This window comes from Phyllobacterium chamaecytisi (assembly GCF_020164455.1).
Taxonomy (GTDB): Bacteria; Pseudomonadota; Alphaproteobacteria; order Rhizobiales; family Rhizobiaceae; genus Phyllobacterium; species Phyllobacterium chamaecytisi.
Map to the genome: position 1 here is coordinate 268,644 of NZ_JAIQWW010000006.1, position 20,943 is coordinate 289,586.

The following is a 20,943-nucleotide window of genomic DNA, read 5'->3' on the forward strand; positions in this document are numbered from 1 at the left end:
AATCGCCTAGATGGTGGACTTGGTCAAATTTGCGCCATGTACAAGCGCGAAAGTCTTGGCAAACCCTCGCAACTTGAGTTATGTTCACTCTATGTTCTACTGGGAGAGGCTTTTAGGATGATTAAGGCATTGGGTTTCGAATGCTAGTATATCGGCGCACGGACTTGTTCTCGTCCCCCGCTCAAACACTCGTGAACACTGTTAATTGTGTTGGTGTGATGGGGAAGGGTATCGCGAAAGAGTTCAAAGAACGCGAGCCAGAGATGTTTGCTGCTTACAAGCGCATCTGCGATCAAAAGCTGCTCTCTCCCGGAAAACTGTGGCTATGGCGTGGTCCAAACCACTTGACGTTAAACTTTCCGACAAAGATTCATTGGAAGAACCCCTCCAAACTGGATTGGATCGAGGCAGGACTAAGGAAGTTTGTCGCTACCTATGAACGGGCGGGTATTAAGGAAATTTCTTTCCCACGACTTGGTTGCGGTAACGGTGGACTCGATTGGCACGACGTTCAGCCGCTAATGGAGAAATACCTGACCCGCCTGCCTATCGATGTCTACGTTCACGACTACACCAAAGTCATCGGACTGCCCGAGCATCTCGAGCACGTCGCGGATCAATTAAAACACAAGACTGCGCGAGACCTTTCGTTTGATGTCTTTGTTGCTGACCTACTACACGCAGTGGACCTATCGGGTGACGGGCTCGTAGATATTACGACTGAGGAGCCAATCCATGCCCGAGTTGTTGACGACAATCTCCAAATCGACACTGGTGAAGCGACGTGGACCTTTGAACGTGACGATCTAAGAGGCGTCTGGCTAAGTCTACTTAAGGGTCTGCTGACGAGAGAAAAGGCTGGCTGGCTCAACGAGGCAAGCGGCAGTCCGCTTCTTTCGTTGGTAAGCTTGTTACCCCAAGTTCGTCCAATTGAAATTAGGCGGCAGGAGGAGGATGAACCAGAGCTAGCGGTAGAACTGGCCCCCACGAGTCGAGGAAGCACCGTAGTCCCGCCCGTCGAGAAGCAGATAGAATCAGTATGGCACTAAGCCGCGATTTCGTTCGAGCCCACATCGCAAAATGGCAACAGAACTTATCGCTCCCTTATTATCGGCATAGAGAGAATTGGCCCCGCTACTTATTTCATCACAGCCCCTTGCAGAACGCCGTCCCAATTCTTCTTTCGGGCGTTTTGTGTGCCAGAAACGATCCGACAAACACTCGCCCGGTCGACGTCGCCGCACCAGGTGTAATAGACAATACCCAAGCAGCCCACGAATTTGTGCGTACCTACTTTCGGCCGTGCACGCCAACCCAGTATCGCATCGAAGGCATCCGCAAGCCGGGTGAAAGTAAGTACGGTGATGTGTCACATGCGCCATTTCTGGTAATGTTTGTTCTCGATGCTGAGGCCTTACTTACCCGCAATGGTACTTATTTCAGTGATAGAAATATGCAAATTCCTGGCGTCGGTCACCGCGACGACGAGGAGTATTTCTCCGCTATCCCTTTCGAGAAAGTATTCCACATGGGAGCGATATCGGGGGATCAGTCGATAATACAACATCGGTGCGCTGAGGTTTTGGCAGCGTCGCCTTTGCAGTTGAACGAAGCGCTTCAGTGGATATACTGTCGTTCGAGTGCAGAGAAAGAGACACTATTGCACCATTTAAGAGGCTCGCATATTGATTGGACGAACCGACTAGTTGTTTCCGATGATCTAAGGGTCTTCCAGCGGGAGTATACGTTCGTCGAGGTCGTTCGCCTGAGCCCCGAAGGGGTTGTGTTTCAACTCAACCCTCGCTCAGATTGGCGCAATGTATCTATTGATTTGAGCGTAACTACACTCGCTGGCCATCCCGTCGCTACATTCGTTAACCCCGATTTCGCACCGCGTCCGCCATCGGCACAACAATGGCGTCATCCGTGTATCTTGACGCCCGGAACCTATTACGTTCGTATTTTACTTGAAGGCCATTTGGCCTATGAGAGTCACCTCGAGCTTAATGACCCCTTGTTATGATGTTTCAATGGTCGAAACTCGGGGAGAATCGTGGGGGTCCAGGGGGGTAACTCACCTAAAGCTTTTTCATTTGATGGGGTCTAAGATTCTTTGGAGAAATATTTCGACCTCATCGCTCGTAGGCAGCCTTGGCAACGGTGACGGCCTCAACGCATTTTCGCTTCTGCTCTATGCTCGCGCCGGACGTATAGATGTCGAACGTGAAGTTATCTTGCTTCTTCTTCTGACCAATATCATGGCCGACAATATCGGCAATTGTCGCCTGATCGAAATTAGCATGTCGTGCCTTGGTAATGAAGGTACGTCTGAAACTGTGCGCATTGACAAGCGATCTGCGTACACCATCCACGCGCTGGTCGACCTTCAGTTGTACTCGGTGTCGAGCGAAGGCTTTGCCAAGCGCATCCGTGGGGTTCTTTAGTCTAGGAAATTGGAACAGGAGTTCGTCCGGCTTCTTACCCTCCATGCGCTGGGCAATGATCGGCTTGATCATCGAATGAATGGGTATTATGCGAACTCCAGCTTGGGTCTTCGATTTCGTCAGATCGAACAGGCCGTCTTGACATGCTTTGACAGTGAGCCCCATGAGCTCTCCCCAACGCATTCCGCTCAGCGTACTGATCAGTGCCAGTTCCTTTACATCATTCTCATGGCTCACGCCTGAGTGACCGTAGAGCACAGTAGCCAGTTCATCATCTGTGAAAGCCCTCTCTCGCAACTCTTTCTTGGCCGCCTTACCCATTTCTTTAGGTAACTGATTGTCCCAAGGGTTTCCTTGCTCCCGACCGACAAGTCCTCTGCGCTGGAGATATTCCCAATATCCACTAATGGCAGTAAGTTTCGTCTTTGCCGTCTTCCGATGCATGGGTTGCAGCTCAGCTTCGACAAATTGCCCCGCGATCCGTCGATTGATGTCCACCAGCGTCAAACGTTTCGATGCAGCCCAACGCCCCAAGCTGGCGACCATACCGCGATATCCCTTTGAGGTCTTCTCAGCAAGCTTGGCAGACTTCAGCCATGCCTCGACATAATGATCGACAGGATCCCGACCGGCCCACACTTTGTCGAAGGCTTCCTGCAAAGGAGAACTCGGCGTATCAATGTCATCCCCGTCGATGCCTTGCTTCGCCAGTGCTATGTGCTCGTTGATGTCTTGCTGGTAAACCCGCTTCAAACTTTCACGGTGGTCGCCCGCGGCCTCGACAATGAGCGCCTTCTGTACTTTGTCAGTTTCCGCCATATACGCTGCCCGATAGCCCTCGGCAGCTTGTACCACATATGACTGAGCATTACTCACAATCGCGCCTTCCTTAATCCTTCGGAAGGTACTCAACAGTTCTCGTTCGGTCTGGTCGCGGCGATCCCGCGCCTTCCGGAGATCACCAGTTTCCGTACTCACGACGTAGGCCGTGCGCCCTCCAAAGTGGCTTCGGTACACCTCTGGTATTCCCATCTTGAACCAGTAGGTGAGGCCCTTCAGTGTGAGATGCCTGTTAACTTTTACGACCATTTAGACCAACCCCTTAGACCAATACTGAGGGCTTATTACCCTGCAATAACAATGGTTTCAAGTGGTTAGAACCGATTGTCGTATAGTCCCGCTCTCTCCGCCAGATATTTTTTACCCATAAAACGTAATGATTTCAATGCTTTTGGTGAGCGGTCCAAATGTCCAAGCAACGTCTTCTTATGACTACAACTGCCTTGTTCTTCTTTTCTCTCAGCCTTGTCGCCTGCACCGCCAACGACAATAATACCAATGGTGGTTCTGTGGATCGCTGCAATCCAATTGCTGCACAGACACTCGTTGGACGGTCGGGCGTAATGGAAAGCGAGGCAAAGTCAGTCACGGGAGCAGTTACGGTACGCCGAATATCGCCTGGAGATATGGTTACGCAAGATTTCCAGAAGGACCGGCTGACAATGGAAGTTGACGGTCATGGTATCGTTATGCGAGCCGTCTGCGGCTAGTCGAATCCGATTGGTGCCCAAAAATCTACAATCGCCGATCTGATGCAAGAACGTCTAACTTATATGTTTGAAAGTCCGCTTTGCACCAAAAGCGGTCAACAACCTTCGTGAACTCCAGATTGGCATTTGCCACGGTTATTTCGATGATACGGACCATCCGCCATCGACCAGCAAATTTAGTCCCGTGATGAGGGAGGCTGCCGGCGATGCTAGAAATACGACAGCACCCACGACGTCATTCGTTTCGCCGATCCGGCCCATGGGAATATGTGCAAGGGTTCTGTCATAAAAGTCTTTATTAGCCAGTGCGGGCCTCGTTCCGTCGGTCCATACGAATGTCGGCGCGACAGTGTTGACTGTGATACCGTGCGGCGCCCATTCAGCTGCGAGACAACGCATCAGGTGATTTATGGCGGCCTTGCTCATACAATAGATTGCCTCGCCGCGAAGCGTCACCGTACCAGCTTGGGAGCTTATGCTGATGATGCGGCCTGCCTTTTGTGCGATCATCTGCCGGCCAACGGTTTGGGTCATTAGGAAGGTGCCCTTGAGGTTCACCTGGAGAATCTCATCCACATCTGCCTCAGCAACACGCTCTGCAAGATCACCGGGTGCGACGCCAACGTTGTTCACAAGGACATCAATCCGTCCGAACCTCTCAATCGCCTTGGCGATGGACGTCTCTATCTGATCTCGTTGTGAAATATCCAGCTGGACGGGAAGGACTTTCCTTCCCATACCTTCTATTTCCTCGATCAGTTCCCTGGACGCAGCAACGTTGCGCAATCCGAGAACAATATCGGAGCCCGCGGCAGCGCACGCGAGGGCGCAAGCTCTGCCTATCCCGCGAGATGCGCCTGTCACCAAAGTCACTTTTCCTGCAAGGCCAAAATCCGGGGCATGTTTAAGCTGATCTGCCATGGTACTCCTCCGGAGTGATATATTCACATCTTACCAAGCGATAAGATAGCTGGCACGCGAGTAAAGTTCGAGCTCTACGGCTGCAATCCCATCCGAAGCTCCGTCCTTATCTCCCGATCGACCGACTGGAGCCTTTTGAAGATGCTATAGCGTATTTCGTGGACCCTCTTGAGTGTGCCTTGGGCGGGCTCGAAGACTCGCGAGATCCTTGACATGGCAGTCATCGCATCGGCCAAGTTCGCGCGATGACCAGAAGCCACCGCGGCCAGCATGGCCGAGCCGAGCAAAACAGGCTCAGGATTGTCAATTACCGCCACCCGGACACCTGTAGCATCGGCTAACAACTGCCTGACGAGGTCGCTCTGCGCCGCGCCACCGCTGGCGATGATGAGGTCGATCGGAATTCCGTCGTCGCCCAGTTTGATCAGAAGCTGCCTAAGCCCGTAGCCTATGCCGCAGAGCCCGGCGATGTACAATGCAACGAGGTCGGGTATCCCCGCGTCAAGGCTCAAACCAGCTACGACTGCGCGTGCATCCGGATCGGCGTTCGGCGATCTGTTTCCCAGAAACTCCGGAACGACATGGATCCGACGTGCCAGAGCCATAACATCCTCTTGTTTGCTGCACATTTTGGACGCCTCTGCGTCAAGCCAACCGACAAGCGATGTCCCGGCCGCTTCGGCAAGCCCGGTGGCAGATGCCGACGCTGGATGCATTGCCACGAGGTGGTCGATCGCGGCACCGGCGGCCGATTGTCCGCCTTCGTTAAGCCATAGATCGGGGATCATGGCGGAAAAGTATGGCCCCCATACACCATTTACAAAAACGGGCTCTTGACTGGACGCCATGGAACAAGCCGAGGTGCCGAATATGTACGCAAGGCGGCGACCGATATCCGAGGTCACCCCCTCTCCGGCCGCCCCCAAAGTCCCGAGGCCGCCGGCATGCGCATCGATCAGAGATGCGGCGACGGCGGTCCCCGGCTGCAATCCCAGCTCCGCAGCGGCCGTTTCAGTCAAACCGGAAGCCAGCCGTGTACCCGGCTGCGCGATCTCGGTCCCAATTCTGGCGAACCGCTCCGCAACCAGTTCCTCCAAACCGATCTTGTTGAAATAGTCCGAATCCCAGCGATTTTCGTGGGCAAGATAAGTCCATTTGCACGTGACGGTGCAGGTCGAGCGCGTCAAACAGCCGGTTGCCCGCCATGTCAGATAATCGGCGAGGTCGAAAAAGTGCTCGGCGGCAGCAAAGGAGTCCGGCAGATTGCGCTTCAACCACAAAAGTTTCGGCGTCTCCATTTCGGGTGAGATACGACCACCCACGTACCTCAGGACTTCGTGCCCGCCGGCATTGATCTCCTCTGCTTCGCCAGCGGCGCGGTGGTCCATCCAGACAATGATGTTTCGCTTCGGATCGCCCGAACTTCCGACCGCAACCGGGGAGCCATCGGCTGTGACGGCGACGAGCGAACATGTGGCGTCGAATCCCAGACCCCGGATGTCGGCTGTATCGACACCGGAAGCCGCCACTGCCTCCCTCACGCTTGTCGACACTGCACTCCAGATATCTTCGCTTGATTGCTCGACGACGTCGCCTGCCTCTTGCCAGATGTTGATCGGGCGCTTCGCCACGGCAAGCAGAGTGCCATTCTCGTCAAAGACCCCCGCGCGAGCGCTGCCCGTTCCGACGTCGACACCGATAAAGTGGGCGGCCATCTTCACAAGTCCGAACTGAAGGGCAGAATGACCAAATCGCGGATGGTGACGTTGCGCGGTCTGGACAACATGAACAACACAGCCTCCGCCACTTCGCTTGCTTCCATCAACCCTCCCGCCGCGATCGCGTCGTCGAGCTTCTCCTTGGGCCAGTCGCTAATCAAAGCGGTAATTACCGGGCCTGGCGCTACCGCACCCACCCGGATGCCGTGCTTTGCCACTTGGCGTCGAACCGTATGAACGAATGCTTGCACCGCATATTTTGATGCTGTGTAGATCGGTTCCCCTACCACCGGAACCAGGCCGGCGATGGAGCTGGTCATGATGATGTCGCCGCTTTTGCGCCCTACCATATGAGGCAGCACGGCTTGGACCGATCGGAATGCAGCGTTGATATTGAGGTTGAGCATTCGGTCCCAGGCATCCGGGTCTCCATCCACAACTTCCCCGCCCACGTAAGAGCCGGCATTGGCGTGGAAGATATCGAGACGCCCGAACTTCTCCAGGATACGTGGCAGCATTGTCGAAACTTCGGCCGGCTTCGTCAGGTCGACGACCACGGGATAGGCTTGTGGCCCCAATTCTGAACATAATTTGTTCAAGGTGTCCTCTGCCCTGTCGACGAGTGCGACGCTGACCCCTTCGCGCAGTAAATATTTGGCACATTCGAGGCCGATTCCGGAGGCTGCGCCGGTAATGGCTGCGACCTTTCCTGACAGTTCCTGTTTCATGGCAAACCTTACTTGTGAGAACGTTGCATTATGCGCGACCGTGGGAAACTCTCGACCGGCGCGCCAAAGAATCGACGATGACGGCGATTGCAAGGACACCGCCCGTGATCATGTACCGAAGAGAAGATGACAGATCGAGAAGCGTCAGGCCGTTGGCGATCGACTGGATCACGATGATGCCGAGCAACGCTGAGTAGGCATTGCCCCGTCCGCCGAACAAACTCGTTCCACCGATGACAGCCGCTGCTATAGCATTGAGATTGACGTCGCCGGTACCGGCTTGCTGGCTTGCAGACGCCAGGCGGGAGGCCGAAAGCACGCCGCCGAGTGCCGCCAACATCGAACAGAGCACGAAGGCGCTGGCGTAGATGCGCCGGACGTTGATGCCGGCACGGCGAGCGGCCTCGCGGTTTCCGCCTACCGCTGTCATTGACCGGCCCCACTGGGTGCGCGTCAACGCATAGTTCATCAACATCACCAGTCCCACGAAAAGACCGAACATCCAGGGAATACCGCGATCCTGATTCAGGTAGAGCACGATGATCTCCAGCACCAATGTTGTAACGGCGGCGCGAAGGACAATACTCCCCAACGACGGTGCGGATAAATTGGCTTCGCGGCGGCGAGAAATCGTGCGAATGCCCGTCGCGAGCATCACCACGCCAGGGACCGCAGCGAGGACATGGGCCAAAAAGTGGGGCATCACCAACATCTGCCCGAAATTGACCATGGCTGACCCATACGGCAGGTTGATCGAGCCGGTGGAGCCGAGGATATAAAGCTGCATCCCCAAGACCGCCAGCAAACCGGAAAGCGTCGCGACGAAGCTTGGCATGCCCAGGCGATTGTATAAGAGCGCATAAAGCGACCCGATGAGGCCCCCGACGGCAACGGCGGCGAGGATGGCCAGGGCGACCGGCCAACCTTGGTTGACCCATAGCGTGCCGACAATGGCCGAGGCAAAGCCGCTGATCGATCCTACAGAAAGATCGATCTCACCCACCATAAGCACGCACACGATACCGAGCGCGATGACGCCGACTGTGGAGCAGTCGAACAGCAGGTTGACGAGGTTGTTGCTCGACAGAAATATCGGATTGAGGCTGGCAAATACGGTCCATATCAAGGCCAGTCCGACCACGACGGGAAGCGAACCGAGGTCACCGGACCGCACGCGGTCGATGAAGCCGCGGACGGCACCGCCAATACCCGCTTCATGCTTCAGGCGCTCGTCGCTGCGATCCAACATAACGGCTGGGAGTGCATTGTCTTTGAGGTTACCCGTCATGGCTGTCCCCCTTCAGAAAGCTGCTGCTCGGCGTGACGCCGCTCTTCCCTTCGCGTGACGGAGTTGTCGACTGCGCCGGTGATTGCACCGACCAGTTCCTGGTTCGTCGCATCAGGATAGAACACACCATTGTTGCGACCGAGCCTCAGGACTACGATCCGGTCAGCAACGGCACGGACGTCTTCCATGTTGTGGCTGATCATGATGACGCCGAGGCCGCGATCGCGTACTCTTTCGATCAGGTTCAGTACTTCGGCAGTCTGCGCTACGCCCAGGGCCGCGGTTGGTTCGTCAAGAAGAATAAGTTTCGGTTCGAGCAGTAGCGACCTGGCGATTGCAACGGTTTGGCGCTGCCCCCCGGAGAGCGACGCGATTGGAATGCGGACGCTCGGGATTCGCGCGGAAAGTTCGTTCAGCAGCGTCCAGGACCTGACTTCCATCGCCGTTTCGTCAAGCTGCATCGGTTTAAGCTCGCGTCCGAGAAAAATGTTGGCGACGACGTCCAGGTTCTCGCATAGCGCCAAGTCCTGGAACACCGTGGCGATGCCGAGGTTGAGCGCTGCGCTCGGGTCGGTCATCGTAACGGGCTGGCCGCGGAAGGTGATCGTTCCAGCTGTCGGTTGATGCACGCCCGCGAGTGTCTTCACCAAGGTTGATTTCCCGGCTCCGTTGTCCCCGACGAGGGCAACGACCTCGCCCGCATGGACATCGAGATCAATGTCGGTGAGAGCCGAAACGGCGCCAAAACTCTTGGAGATGCCCCGCAGGCTAAGCACCATTTCGCCCGCAGGCGTTTTTCGGTCGATGGTTTCGGTCATTCGCGGCATGCCTTTCCGATACGGCTGGACAAGGGAAGTTTCCGGCCGCGAACACCGCCGCCGGAACTTTCCGCTTCATCAGTTCATCCACCAATGCCCAATTTTTTGCATCCCTCGGCATAGCGATCGACGCAAAGCTGTTCAGCTTTCATGATGTTCTTGTCGATGATCTCCGCTTTCAGGTTTTCCGCCGTGACGACGGCGGGAATGAACAGCTGGGACGGGGTGTCGTACAAAGTCACGTCAGACTTTGGCGTCTCGCCTGCCAGCAATTTCACTGCAGCGTTGGCTGCTGCAGCCGCGACGATTTCACTGGGCTTGGAAATCGTGTTGTACTGGTCCCCCGAGATGATCAGCTGGAGCGCTGCAATCGTCGCGTCGTTGCCGGTCACCGGCGGAACCGGATCCACACCAGCTGCCTTCAACGCTGCGATCGCCCCACCGCCGGTTCCGTCGTTTGCCGCGACAATCCCCACGATTTTCTTTCCGAAGCGAGTGACTTGTCCGCTCGTCCATTGCTGCGCCTTTGGCGGAGCCCATTCCGGCGTGTCGTATTCAGCCAGGATTTTATAGCCGCTGTTGTCCAGACCGGCATGAATACCCTTTTTGATCAGTCCCGCCGCAGCGTCGGTCGGGGAGCCGTTGATCTGCAGTACGCCGCCGTCCGCAGCAGCCACCCCCTTTGCCTTCAGATGCTCGACCAGTGAATCCGCGATCGCTTTGCCGATGCCTTCATTGTTGAACGAAACGTAGAAGTCGGCCTTTGCGTCCGGAATGGGCCGGTCGTAAGCAATGACCTTGATGCCTTGCGCTTGGGCCTGCTTGACCAGCGATGCAGCGGCCGTAGAATCGACGGGATCGAGCACGATAACCTTCGCGCCTTGCGACACGACGGAGTTAAATTGCTGCTGCTGACGCGAAGCATCGGCGTCGGCGTTCTGGTAAACAACCTTGCAGTCAGCGCATAGCTTTTTCATTTCGGCGATGAAGCCGGGGGCGTCGTGCTCCTCATATCTAGTCGAGGCTTGATCCGGCATTAAAAAGGCGACTGTAGCACCTGACTGGGCAAATGCCGATACACTGCCGAGAAGACCGGCGACAAGCGCTGCGGCTCCGGTCATTTTAATTGCGATTCTCGTCATAGAATTTCTCCCTTGTCGTTTGATGATGGTTTTTTGCGTTCCCGCTTTCATTCTAAAGCATGTTGAATCTGGCCATGGGCGATGACTTGCCGTTTGCCATCCAGAAAATTGGCAAAGCGATCCCGACGGCGCGCAGCTGCGCTCCGCACTTCTCGCCGATTTTGGTCCTCCCTTTCCTCCTCTTATGCGGCCTCCACCGCTCTGACGTTCTGTGCCAACAATGTTTTAAAGCGCGAAGGGGCCATCCCCTTTTGCGCCAGGAAATGGCGATTGAAGTTGGAAATATTGTTGAAACCCGCCGCGAAACAGATGTCGGTAATGGTCATCGCGGGCTCGCTCATCAGCAGATGGCACGCGAAATTAATGCGCAGCCGATTGACGTACTGGACGAGCGCCATGCCGGTGTGGCGGCGAAAACTGCGCGAGAAAGCACTGGCGCTTTGTCCCGTCAGGCCGGCGAGATCTCCTTCGCTGAAGGGTTCAGTCAAGTGGCTGTTTATGTACAAAAGAGCCTGGTTGACACCAGCCGACATGAATCCAGACGGATCGGGCATGTATCGGGAGCTTGCCAGCGAACGCGTTCCCGCTGCGGAACTCATCGCATTCAACACCCCGATAAAGAGTTCGATGCGCCGCAAGCCTTTGGCTGCTACTAGTTCCTTCAGCATTGGTCCGACTACGCCCGCCGTCGCTGCAGAAAACAGCGCTCCGCGCCGACTGAGCTCCAACATAGGTAGGCACGCCGCCAGTTCGGGGAATACGTTGCTGGCGTCAGTTATGAACGCTTCGTTGAATTGCACCACCCTGCCCCGCAAGGGTATGCAGGTGCCGGCAGGAATGTTGCTTACCCAGTTATGCGGCAAATTGGGGCCGGTGAGAACCAGATTGCCCGGTTCGAACTCACCGATGAAGTCGCCTACGAAATATCGCCCGCTTGTCGCGACGACGTGATGTATTTCGTATTCTGGATGAAAGTGCCAGCGTACGGTGTGGAAGGGATAGCCGTGCTCCCAGGCCTTGAACGACTCGCCACGACCGATCTGGACTACTTCCAAATCTGGATTCACTTGAATCTCCTCCCTGCGCCTCTCAATCTTGCGGTCCTATTCGGACGCCTCCTCCCAGAAGCATTTTCACAAGCGCGGTTGAAACCTAGCTGTCATATAGCCCGAAGGCTACTACGGTAGCGCCACATGACTGATACTTTTTTGACATTTTGCTTCGAAAGAAGCGCTGTTTCGCACATGCGAACAGGAAGGCGACTGTCCGATTGCCATTACAAGGCAACCACCGAAGCGCCCACGGCAATAGTACCGATGTTGACATCTTCGGCCCGGCGATTCATCAAAGGTCTATGAAATCGCAGGAACTACTGCTCGCGTCAGAGCTCACCTCAGGTTTTCCAAAAATCCGTTCGATCCTCGCGGACAGACTTGCGGGCACGAAACTCATGATCGTGCCCACGGCAGCTTACGGCGAAGGATGGAAGCCGGATTACGAGGGCCACTACCGCCCATTTGAAGAAATCGGCTTTGAGGTTATTGACTATGACCTCGTCGGCAAGACGGCGGATGAGGTGAAGGCCGCACTCGGTAAGGTCAGTGCCGTTTACATGAGCGGAGGTAACACCTTCTACCTCCTCGACCAAATGCGCAAAAGCGGCTTCTTTGATCACGTGCGCGAACGGATTAGGGAAGGACTGATCTATATCGGCTCAAGCGCCGGCTCGATTGTCGTGACACCGGACATCGGTTACGCGGACGCCCTGGACGACCGATCAAAGGCGGAGCAAAACAACGATATTGGTCTCAATCTGGTGAATTTTTCAATCCTGCCGCACATGGATCATGCCAGCTTCAGCGCTTTGGTTCAGAAAACCTATAACGCGTTTGAGGGCAACGGGACGATGTGCCTCGGCCTCAACGATGATCAGGTCATCCACGTTGTGGGCGATTCATTCAAGGTGATTTGAGGCTAGCTAAACTTTCTCACAAAACAAAATACCGCTTCGCGCCATGAAAGTTATTCATGATTTCAGTTTTGCGCTAGTAGCGGACAGACATAATGCGGCCGCTGCTTTGCAGCGAAGCCGACCTGGTTTTGCATGTTATCAAGTCGCATCGCAGACTGTATATCCGGTTCTTGGCCTGTGAGGAGGGTGGCGACCTCGCGCATTGGAGGAAGCCGATCGCGTCAGTTCACAGCTGGGAAGCCTTAACGCTCGTTGGCTTAGAAGCTGTTACGCTCGTGATAGGTACGCAGGAACGACTGAATACGCGCATCCTCGGGACGATGCAGGATGCGATCGGGGCTCGCCACGCTGACCAGTTCGCCTTTTTCCATGAAGCCCACCTGATCCGCAACATGGGCAGCGAAACCCATTTCATGCGTTACAACCACCATCGTCATCCCCTCGCCAGCCAACGTCCTCATGACGCTCAGCACTTCGCCCACAAGTTCCGGGTCAAGCGCGGATGTCGGCTCATCGAAAAGCATCAGCTTGGGTTCCATGGCGATTGCGCGGGCAATTGCTACGCGCTGTTGCTGACCACCGGAAAGCCGCGATGGATGGCTTGCGCTCTTGTCTGCCAGCCCAACCTTGGCCAGCGCCTCGCTGGCACGCCGATCCGCATCGGCTTTCGATATTCGGCGCACGCGGATCAACCCTTCAGCCACATTCTCCCTGGCGGTCATGTGCGGCCAGAGGTTGAACTGCTGGAACACCATGCCGATCGATCGGCGCATCTCGCGGAGCCTGCGGCCTGACATCTTCTTGTTGGGCGCGTCATAGCCGATAAGCTGACCGTCAATGCGGACTTCACCGGAATCATACTCTTCGAGGAAATTTATGCAGCGAAGGAGGGTCGACTTTCCCGAACCCGAAGGGCCAATGAGACAGGTGACCTTGCCCGGCGGTATCGACAGATCGATGTCTTTCAACGCTTGAAACTTGCCGTAGTACTTGTTGACCTTGCGCATTTCGACTGATGACGCAGCGAGCATCTTACGTCCTTTCGATCAGATGTTTCGTGATGCGCGCTTCCAATCTGAGTCCGACGCGCGAGATCGTCTCGACCAGGCCCCAGAAGAACAACGCCAGCACCAGGTTTGCCTCCACGTAGCGGAAGGTTTCGGCGGACATGCGCTGCACCTGATACAGCAGTTCGGGAACGGTTATAATCGACAGAATGACCGTTTCCTTGGTGAGGATAATCGAGAAGTTTACCAGCGCTGGCAGAGCAGAGACCAGGCCCAGAGGCAGTAGGATTCGTCGCACGATATCCGATTCGGACATGCCGATCGCACGGGCCGCCTCGATCTGGCCATCGGGTACGGCGCGGAAGCCCGAACGAAATATCTCCGCGAAGTAGGGACTGCCATAGATCGTCAGACCCAGCAGGCCTGCAGGCAACGCATCAAGGCGCAGGCCGACGAGTGGGCCGCCATAGTAGAGCACGAACAACTGGACGAGGAAGGGCGTGCCGCGGATCACTTCGATATAGATTTGGACGATCCATGTCACCCAACGTGGCGCATAGCGTTGAATGAGCGCAATGACGAGGCCAAGCGCCATGCCGAAGACCGTGCCAAGCGCCCAGCACAGGATGGTATTGCCAAAGCCCTTCAGCAGCGAGGGGCCGTATTGCTGCAGAACGCTCCATTCCATCAGACGGCCGTCCTGTGTTCGAGATAACGTCCCAGCGCCGCCAGGCACAGATTGATCAGCAGATAGATGCAGGCCGCCGCTATATAGACTTCAAGCGGACGGAAGGTGGTGGCGGCCTGCGCTTGGCTGGCGCGAGTGATTTCGAGAATGCCGACGACCGAAACCAATGAAGACGCCTTCACAAGCAGGATGAGTTCATTGATCAAAGCCGGCAGTGAAAGCGTCACGGCTTGTGGGAGGATAACCCGGGTCCATACGTCGACAGGCGTCATGCCGATGGCGACCGCAGCCTCCGCTTGTCCTTTCGGTAACGCCGCGATCGCGCCGCGCCAGATTTCGGAGATATAAGCGCTGGCGCAGATGCCCACGGTCACCACGGCGGCGACCATTGCTGGCACGTCCAGGCCGATAACCGGCAAGGCATAGTAGAACACCAGCAATTGGACAAGCAGTGGCACGCCGCGCAAGAAACTGACCCAAACGGCCGCAAAGCGGCGCAGCGGCGGGTACGGCGACAGGCGAGCGGCACAAATCAGCGTGCCAATCACAATACCCAACCCGATGCCAAGAACCGAGATCAGCAGTGTATATCGCGCTGCCCAGAACAATGGCCCGAAGCTTTGAAAGAATACCGCTAGGGAAAACATCCACCCTCACTATGCTCAAGCGCGCGGGCGGCGCCACCTCCGCCCGCGAGCGACTTATTTGGCCGGAACTTCGCGGGGCAATTCGGTATAGCTGCCCAGCCACTTTTCCTGGATAGCCTTGACGCGGCCGTCGTCGGTCATCTTGATCATCGCATCGTTGATGGCCTTGTTGAAGCTTTCGCTATCTGCATTCTTGCGCACCACCCATGCGAAATATTTCGGTTCACCGAACTGGGCTGGCGTGAAGAGAGCAAAACTCTCCGGACGGCTCTTCACGAGATAGGTGAGGTTTGGAAGTGATCCTGCGACCGCATCCAGCCGGCCGGCGGCGAGATCGGCATAAGCTTCGTCCGTGGTGCCGTATTCCTTGATCGTCACACCGCCCAGCTTCTGGCCATAGGCCTCAAGCTGCTTGAACTGCGCGGTGCCCTGCTGGACGCCGACGGTCTTGCCCTTGATGTCTTCAGGTTTGGTAAGTTCGCTGTTGTTCGCGGCCTTGAGCAGCGAGACGGTTGCATCAGCAATAGGCAAGGTAAAGCCGTAACGCTCCAGCCGCTCCGGCGTAATGGTCACCGGGGCGATCACGATGTCGAACTTCTTGACCTCAAGTCCCGGCAGCTCGGCAGTCCAGGGGATATCCTGATACACTGGCTCAGCCCCGATTTCTTTGGCAACCTCATCGAACAAGTCTTTGGTCATGCCCTCATAGGTGCCGTTGTTCAACATGTCGAAGGGCGCGTAGTGCATGTCGGTGGCAGTGACGATCTTGCCGGCCGCCTTGATGTCCGCAAGCTGGTCGGCCCCGGCGGCGCTGGCAAAACAAAGTGCGGCTAAGCCGAGAAGCGTGCCTTTGACGGTCATGTGAATGTTCATTGCAGTTGCTCCTTTTTGAACCAACGGGATGGATACGGCCAATACGCACTGCGTTGCCGTATTGTAGATCAAAGAGTGCCGGACCGATGTACGTGTTTTGCGCGCAATCGGCTGCTTCCACCTTCGAGCTGGCGTCAGCGTGACGCGTCACGTTCATCGCCCGGTCACTCCACAGCGACAGGGGCACCGCCCCTGCATATTCTGCTTCGCCCACGCAAGACTGCCTGAACGCTACGAGAAGTCCTTGTTTCCGCGATTCGGCAAAGCGACCGAACCTGGGAGTCTACTCATACGTTTCAGCCAAGCGGGAAAGCAAGAAAATTGACGTCATATCCGCATCGTTAATAAGTACGGTTCCGATGAAACGTTATACAACGTTTGGAGCACGAACCTTGAACATTGGACAGCGCGAAGCCGGCTTCACGCCACAAGCAGTCATAATTCCCACTAACGTGGAGACCCATCCGACCAAGGCAACTTCCAGGTCCGTTTCGGCCTGCGCCTGGATCGAGGTGTTAGTCAAAAGAGATCGTGCAGTATTTCTACCGGATTGCTCGTCGGACCGGGAGTTGGCGGTAGGGGGGACGGTATTTTCGGAATTGTGGGGTCGGAAGTTGGCGGCAAGGGGGACGGTATTTTCGGCATCGCGGGATCGGGAATAGGGGGTATCGGGGACGGTATATTCGGAATTGTGGGATCGGTAGTGGACGGTATTGGGGATGGTGTCGGAACCGTGAGGCCTGGAACGGGCGATATTGGGGATGGTATCGTCGGGCCCGTGCCAGGAATGCCGGGCAATCCACCTAGTATCTGCGGCAAAGGCAGTCCTCGTTCCTGGAAGAACTTCACAAGCTCTTTGTTGCCGCCAAAATCAAGATCGCCGATCGTCAGCGCGAAGCCGGGTTCGCCGGGGCAGTTGGTCCTGACCCGTCCTCCGGTTGCCGCGGCAGCCAGTTTCTTTTCTGCAGCAGCGCGATCGTAGCCTGTCGACTCGGAGCCAAGCAATTTGATGGTCAAATTGGCTGCTATCCAGAGTCCTCCATCATCACCTTCAACCCGTTTTGGCACAAGTGCATACTGGGACTCGGCCCACGGCGGTGTGAACAGCAAGTGGTCTTCCCCGCCTTTGACCTTGAGCGGTTTGCCATCCGGGCCACGGCCCTGTCTCTGAAAAGGCAAATCACTCAAGAGCAGCACATCCGGGGCGGTCTGCAGGCCAACCGGAACAGTAATGTTTGCGCCTACCGGCGGAACTGATACCCAAGCTTCCTCGAACTCCGCTTTTCTGTCTGTCTTGAGCGCCAGCTTGATGTCGCGGCAACCGATGTCGGGCTTTAGCATCACGACCGTGTTGCCACCCACCTCCCCTATTTCGAAGCCTGCATCGAACCCGGACGCTATAGCTGTGTTTCCGAGCAGGTCGACCGTCGTACCGACACCTCTTCCTATCAAGGGGTCGACATGCAGATCTACGGATGCCTTGGCGTCGACCTGCGCATCAAGCGAAACCTTCAAGCGTCGCCCTTTGGTCCAAGATATGCCGACTGCATTGACCACCATTGTTGCCGCTACCGCTCCTGGATCAGCAAGCTCGGCGAAAACCCCGCCTACACCTAGAACATCCGCACTCCATTTTTGATCGGCGAGCCGGCCCTTGAATTGCACCGACTTGACGGTTGCAGTCCTGTTTACAGCAGGGAGTTGGTTGAATTTTTCTTGAACCAGGTGAGCCACCGTCCCGTTTACCCAAAGAGCAATATCGGCGTCGTTCAATTTGGGTATCCGGATTCTCTCCAGATCTTTTCGCATTCTGACGATGTCATCCTGAATTTCGGGAGGAGGCATACCTATACTGGTTGCCACTGGTTTTTCGTTGAAATCAGTCAGCAGCCATATCCCGCCATCGAGGACGACAGCATTGGCGGCGTGAATTTTTTGCGCAAGTTCGTTTGGCGGTACGGCGATCTGAACCTTGATCCAGTTTTCATCTTTTGGATCGCGAACTGGAACTGTCTCTGTCACATCCTGCTTCAAATCGTAAGCGAAGCTGTTTTTGAACGGGAGCTTCAAGGTGAAAGCTTCGGTGAACTTCGGCATGAGACCCGTTTCAATGAGGTCGCTAGCATAGCTCCTCGACTTGATAATAGACCATCCCCATCCGAATTCGGGATCGAGTCTCAATAGAGAGAACGAGAACACGGCTTGCGCTTCCCCATTTGCCTCTTCTTCTATGCCTTTGAAAACGAGGGAGGCTTGGCCATCAAACTTGACAGTCAGATCCCTTTTCTTCGAATAGGCGTCGAGGCGAAGGAATGCCCAGGCGAAACCAGCTTGAAAGTCGACGGTAACATTCCGCAGATGTACGACGGTGTCCTCATCTGCCTTGAATTCAGGGTCGTAGGCAATTTGTGCATCCTTCAGGCTCTCCATTGCGGTGTTCAATCCCCGCTCCGAAATAAACAAGCCCGCTGGCCACGCTTCTGGAATGGGCTTCTGCCTCAGAAGGTCTTCGGCCTCTGACAGTGATCTCCATTCCGATAGGGTGCGGTCACGCTCGAAACTTAAATCCTGAAGTGCCAGCCACCCGACACCCATGGCTGCAAATAATGCAATTGCAATGATGACGCGTGCGCCCGTTCCCATGGCATGATCCCAACGCCAGATGATTGCAGTGTCAAATAGATGATAACATTTATTGCCGGAGCCGGTAGTCCACTACTTTGATCCATGTGCGCGTCAGATGGCTCGACCTGGGTGTGTCAGCCGCGCAATCTTTTTCACGTGCTTCACCGCCGCGCTACCACCTGTCGTCCTGGTGAAGAGGTCAAGTTTCTCTTCATCATCAGTAGCGACGGGCATCAATGCCCGATCCATGTATTTCCTTGAGCCCGGGCTTTGCGAAATCAAGAATCCCGTCGAGACCAGCCGGACAATCGTAGCGGCAAGGATGACGTGCTTGGCAAGCGTTCCACAAACAAAGTGAGGCCAAAAGATCAGGGGATTTTCCTGCGGCAATTCGGGTCGTCGTTCTGACCGACGTTTCAAACGCAGGATACCACTCTGCAATGGATGCACGTGCTCGAGAGGGACCATCGTCGCGAACGCGACGAGCACCTTGACAAGACTGCCGACTGGAACGCCAGTTGCAATCGCGCGACGCAGCAGGGTCTTCATGTGTTTCGGTGTGTAATAGAGCGACCACGCCTCCCGATAAATGGCCTCCCATTCACGCTTGGTCATCTTGGCGTGGGCGGTGCAGACATGCTCTACATCGTAAATGTTGAGATCGGCATCCATCTCGACGCCACGTTTCCACAGGGCCTGATGATCCTCCGATCCGGGCAGTGGTGTAAGGCAGAAGAACTCAATGACATCGATCGGAAGCTCTTCTTGAATGATCGCAATATCACGTCTGATCGTTTCGGGCGTGTCCGCTGGAAAGCCGAGGATGTAGCCAGCCAGCGTCATGATGCCCTGCTCCTTCCACGCCAGCAGCATCTTGCGGTATTCGGTGATCTTGTTCTGGGCCTTTTTTGCCGCGATGAGATTGTCCGGGTTGACGTTCTCCAGCCCGATGAAAACGCGGGTGACACCAGCGCGCTTCGCCTTCTCTATGAAGTTTTCAATCCTGTGGCAGAGCGTATCGACCTGGATCATCAAACCAAGCGGGATTGCTTCCTTCTCTTTCAAAGTTATCAGCCGATCGAAGATCGCTTCCCACTCTTTGTTTCGCGCAAAATTATCATCGGTAATGAAGAACTTGTGGATGCCATGCGCCCAGTTCAGGCGCACCAGTTTCTCGACATCATCAGCCGAGCGAAAGCGCGATTTGCGTCCCTGCACATTGATGATTGTGCAGAATGAACATTGATAGGGACAACCACGTCCAGCATCGAAGCTCGCGCTGAGGCCGAGCGTGTGCTCAATGTAACGTTTGGGCAGGAACGGTACGGGGGCACCGTCAATGCTCGGCAAGTCATTCATGAAGTTGTAAAGCGATTGGAGTTGGCCCGCCGCAGCATCGCGCAGCACGGTCTCCAGCCGGCCCTCGGCCTCGCCGGCAAACATGGCAATGCCCATTTTGCGACATGCGTCGAGCCCGACAGCGCTTCCATCAAGCATGGCCAAGCAACCCGACACATGAAAGCCTCCCATGGCGACGGGCAGTGATGCATCGCGGAAGGGGCGGGCAATGTCGAGCGCGCGCGGATATTGATTGGACTGAACGCCAATCAGAGCGACCATTCCAAAATTTTCGTTCCGCCGAAACTGATCCAAGAGCATCGGAATATTGACGCGTGTGTTGGTCTCGTCGATGACCGTGATGTCGATAGCAATATCCGCACCGAGTACCTCACGATCTGCGCAGTCAAGGGCAATGCCGTATAGAGCAGCGAGCGAATTCGAGGGAATCATAGCGCGCCACCAACGGATCACATATCCGTTGTCGTCATAGTGCGACGGTTTGATTAGAATCAGCTGGAAGCGTCGATTTCTAGCCTCTGAAACATGTGACAAATCAGTCTTTCGGGGTTGGCGGAAGTTCCGCAGGCACCCCTGCACATCACAACAGTTGGTGCTGATAACGCATAACTGATTTCATCCTATCGCACTTTCCGATAAATGTCTTGTGGAAGACAATCATTCGAACTGGCGGGAATTGTTGCGGTCTAGAGGGGGAGGCCAATCGGCTACCGGGCACCGTCAGGTGAAAATTTCCCCGAGCTTCTTGCCCAATCTGGCGGAGGCCGGCATTCGCTATTCAAGTTCGTTCCGCGACGACATACTGCCCTATCGCCACCAACTCGCGGACGGCAAGCCAGGCATCGTTGAAATCCCTGTCAATTTTGCCTTCGACGACTGGAGTTTCGGAATGTCGAGCCGGACCAGCCCACGCGCACTTTTCGGGCGCGAAGCGATTCCTCCGCTATGGATCGACGAATTTGAAGCAACGCATGCTTGGGGCGGCGTGACCACACTTGTCCTGCATCCGCAAGTCTCAGGACGGCCAATGCGTTGACATATTCTCAGGGATTTTCTGCGCCATGTTCAAGCGAAAGGCGACGTCTGGATCGCGACTGGCGGCGAAATCACCGGTCGTTTCGAGCAAAGTAATCTGGGTACTTGAAAGTGACGATAGGGAAGAG

The 20,943-nt window shown here is 55.6% G+C and carries 18 protein-coding genes and 1 pseudogene; 5 read left to right on the top strand and 14 right to left on the bottom strand.

The window, feature by feature from the left end:
• The first annotated feature begins 140 nt into the window (after positions 1–140).
• Together LB462_RS12090 and LB462_RS12095 are read left to right on the top strand one after the other, a co-directional pair.
• On the top strand, positions 141–1,049 hold the full coding sequence (locus LB462_RS12090; RefSeq protein WP_224508139.1) for a macro domain-containing protein: 909 nt from the start codon (positions 141–143) through the stop codon (positions 1,047–1,049).
• A complete protein-coding gene (locus LB462_RS12095) occupies positions 1,040–2,023 on the top strand; it encodes a DarT ssDNA thymidine ADP-ribosyltransferase family protein (protein ID WP_224508141.1) in 984 nt (327 codons plus the stop codon). The genes LB462_RS12090 and LB462_RS12095 overlap by 10 nt, the downstream gene beginning before the upstream one ends.
• A 109-nt stretch (positions 2,024–2,132) precedes the next feature.
• Here the strand turns inward: LB462_RS12095 and LB462_RS12100 are convergent, their stop codons facing one another.
• Positions 2,133–3,533 (bottom strand): tyrosine-type recombinase/integrase, encoded by a 1,401-nt coding sequence (locus LB462_RS12100; protein ID WP_224508143.1) that lies wholly within the window; start codon positions 3,531–3,533, stop codon positions 2,133–2,135.
• A 158-nt stretch (positions 3,534–3,691) separates the two neighbouring features.
• Between LB462_RS12100 and LB462_RS12105 the strand changes: the two genes are divergently transcribed.
• Complete coding sequence (locus LB462_RS12105; RefSeq protein ID WP_224508146.1) at positions 3,692–3,994, top strand: I78 family peptidase inhibitor; 303 nt, start codon at positions 3,692–3,694, stop codon at positions 3,992–3,994.
• Positions 3,995–4,129: 135 nt separating this feature from the next.
• Here LB462_RS12105 and LB462_RS12110 read toward each other — a convergent pair whose 3' ends face one another.
• The 7 genes from LB462_RS12110 to LB462_RS12140 form a co-directional block, all read right to left on the bottom strand.
• Positions 4,130–4,915 (bottom strand): SDR family NAD(P)-dependent oxidoreductase, encoded by a 786-nt coding sequence (locus LB462_RS12110; RefSeq protein ID WP_224508148.1) that lies wholly within the window; start codon positions 4,913–4,915, stop codon positions 4,130–4,132.
• A gap of 74 nt (positions 4,916–4,989) precedes the next feature.
• Positions 4,990–6,630, bottom strand: a complete 1,641-nt coding sequence (locus LB462_RS12115; protein WP_224508149.1) for an FGGY-family carbohydrate kinase — start codon at positions 6,628–6,630, stop codon at positions 4,990–4,992.
• A gap of 2 nt (positions 6,631–6,632) precedes the next feature.
• A complete protein-coding gene (locus LB462_RS12120) occupies positions 6,633–7,361 on the bottom strand; it encodes an SDR family oxidoreductase (protein ID WP_224508152.1) in 729 nt (242 codons plus the stop codon).
• Positions 7,362–7,389: 28 nt separating this feature from the next.
• Entirely contained in the window at positions 7,390–8,649 is a 1,260-nt protein-coding gene (locus LB462_RS12125; RefSeq protein WP_224508154.1) for a sugar ABC transporter permease, read from the bottom strand.
• Positions 8,646–9,467, bottom strand: a complete 822-nt coding sequence (locus tag LB462_RS12130) for an ATP-binding cassette domain-containing protein (RefSeq protein WP_224508156.1) — start codon at positions 9,465–9,467, stop codon at positions 8,646–8,648. Before LB462_RS12130 ends, LB462_RS12125 begins: the two co-directional genes overlap by 4 nt.
• An 83-nt stretch (positions 9,468–9,550) precedes the next feature.
• A complete protein-coding gene (locus LB462_RS12135) occupies positions 9,551–10,609 on the bottom strand; it encodes an ABC transporter substrate-binding protein (protein WP_224508158.1) in 1,059 nt (352 codons plus the stop codon).
• Positions 10,610–10,791: 182 nt separating this feature from the next.
• A complete protein-coding gene (locus LB462_RS12140; RefSeq protein ID WP_224508161.1) occupies positions 10,792–11,676 on the bottom strand; it encodes a helix-turn-helix domain-containing protein in 885 nt (294 codons plus the stop codon).
• Positions 11,677–11,963: 287 nt separating this feature from the next.
• Here LB462_RS12140 and LB462_RS12145 point away from each other — a divergent pair, with 287 nt between their 5' ends.
• On the top strand, positions 11,964–12,581 hold the full coding sequence (locus LB462_RS12145; RefSeq protein WP_224508163.1) for a Type 1 glutamine amidotransferase-like domain-containing protein: 618 nt from the start codon (positions 11,964–11,966) through the stop codon (positions 12,579–12,581).
• Positions 12,582–12,838: 257 nt separating this feature from the next.
• Here the strand turns inward: LB462_RS12145 and LB462_RS12150 are convergent, their stop codons facing one another.
• From LB462_RS12150 to LB462_RS12175, 6 genes are all read right to left on the bottom strand, one after another.
• Positions 12,839–13,612 (bottom strand): amino acid ABC transporter ATP-binding protein, encoded by a 774-nt coding sequence (locus LB462_RS12150; protein ID WP_224508165.1) that lies wholly within the window; start codon positions 13,610–13,612, stop codon positions 12,839–12,841.
• Position 13,613: 1 nt separating this feature from the next.
• Positions 13,614–14,276: an amino acid ABC transporter permease gene (locus LB462_RS12155; protein WP_224508167.1), complete on the bottom strand. Its 663-nt coding sequence runs from the start codon at positions 14,274–14,276 to the stop codon at positions 13,614–13,616.
• Positions 14,276–14,923 carry an amino acid ABC transporter permease gene (locus LB462_RS12160; RefSeq protein ID WP_224508169.1) on the bottom strand — a complete coding sequence of 216 codons (648 nt, stop codon included), beginning with the start codon at positions 14,921–14,923 and terminating at the stop codon, positions 14,276–14,278. Before LB462_RS12160 ends, LB462_RS12155 begins: the two co-directional genes overlap by 1 nt.
• A gap of 54 nt (positions 14,924–14,977) precedes the next feature.
• Entirely contained in the window at positions 14,978–15,796 is an 819-nt protein-coding gene (locus tag LB462_RS12165) for a transporter substrate-binding domain-containing protein (protein ID WP_224508170.1), read from the bottom strand.
• A 519-nt stretch (positions 15,797–16,315) separates the two neighbouring features.
• Positions 16,316–18,439, bottom strand: a complete 2,124-nt coding sequence (locus LB462_RS12170; protein WP_224508172.1) for a hypothetical protein — start codon at positions 18,437–18,439, stop codon at positions 16,316–16,318.
• A 93-nt stretch (positions 18,440–18,532) separates the two neighbouring features.
• The gene (locus LB462_RS12175) at positions 18,533–20,314 is read right to left on the bottom strand and encodes a B12-binding domain-containing radical SAM protein (RefSeq protein ID WP_224508174.1); all 1,782 of its coding nucleotides are present in this window, start codon (positions 20,312–20,314) and stop codon (positions 18,533–18,535) included.
• A 162-nt stretch (positions 20,315–20,476) separates the two neighbouring features.
• Here LB462_RS12175 and LB462_RS12180 point away from each other — a divergent pair.
• A pseudogene (locus tag LB462_RS12180) lies at positions 20,477–20,924 on the top strand (polysaccharide deacetylase family protein); the annotation flags it as partial.
• Positions 20,925–20,943: the final 19 nt, after the last annotated feature.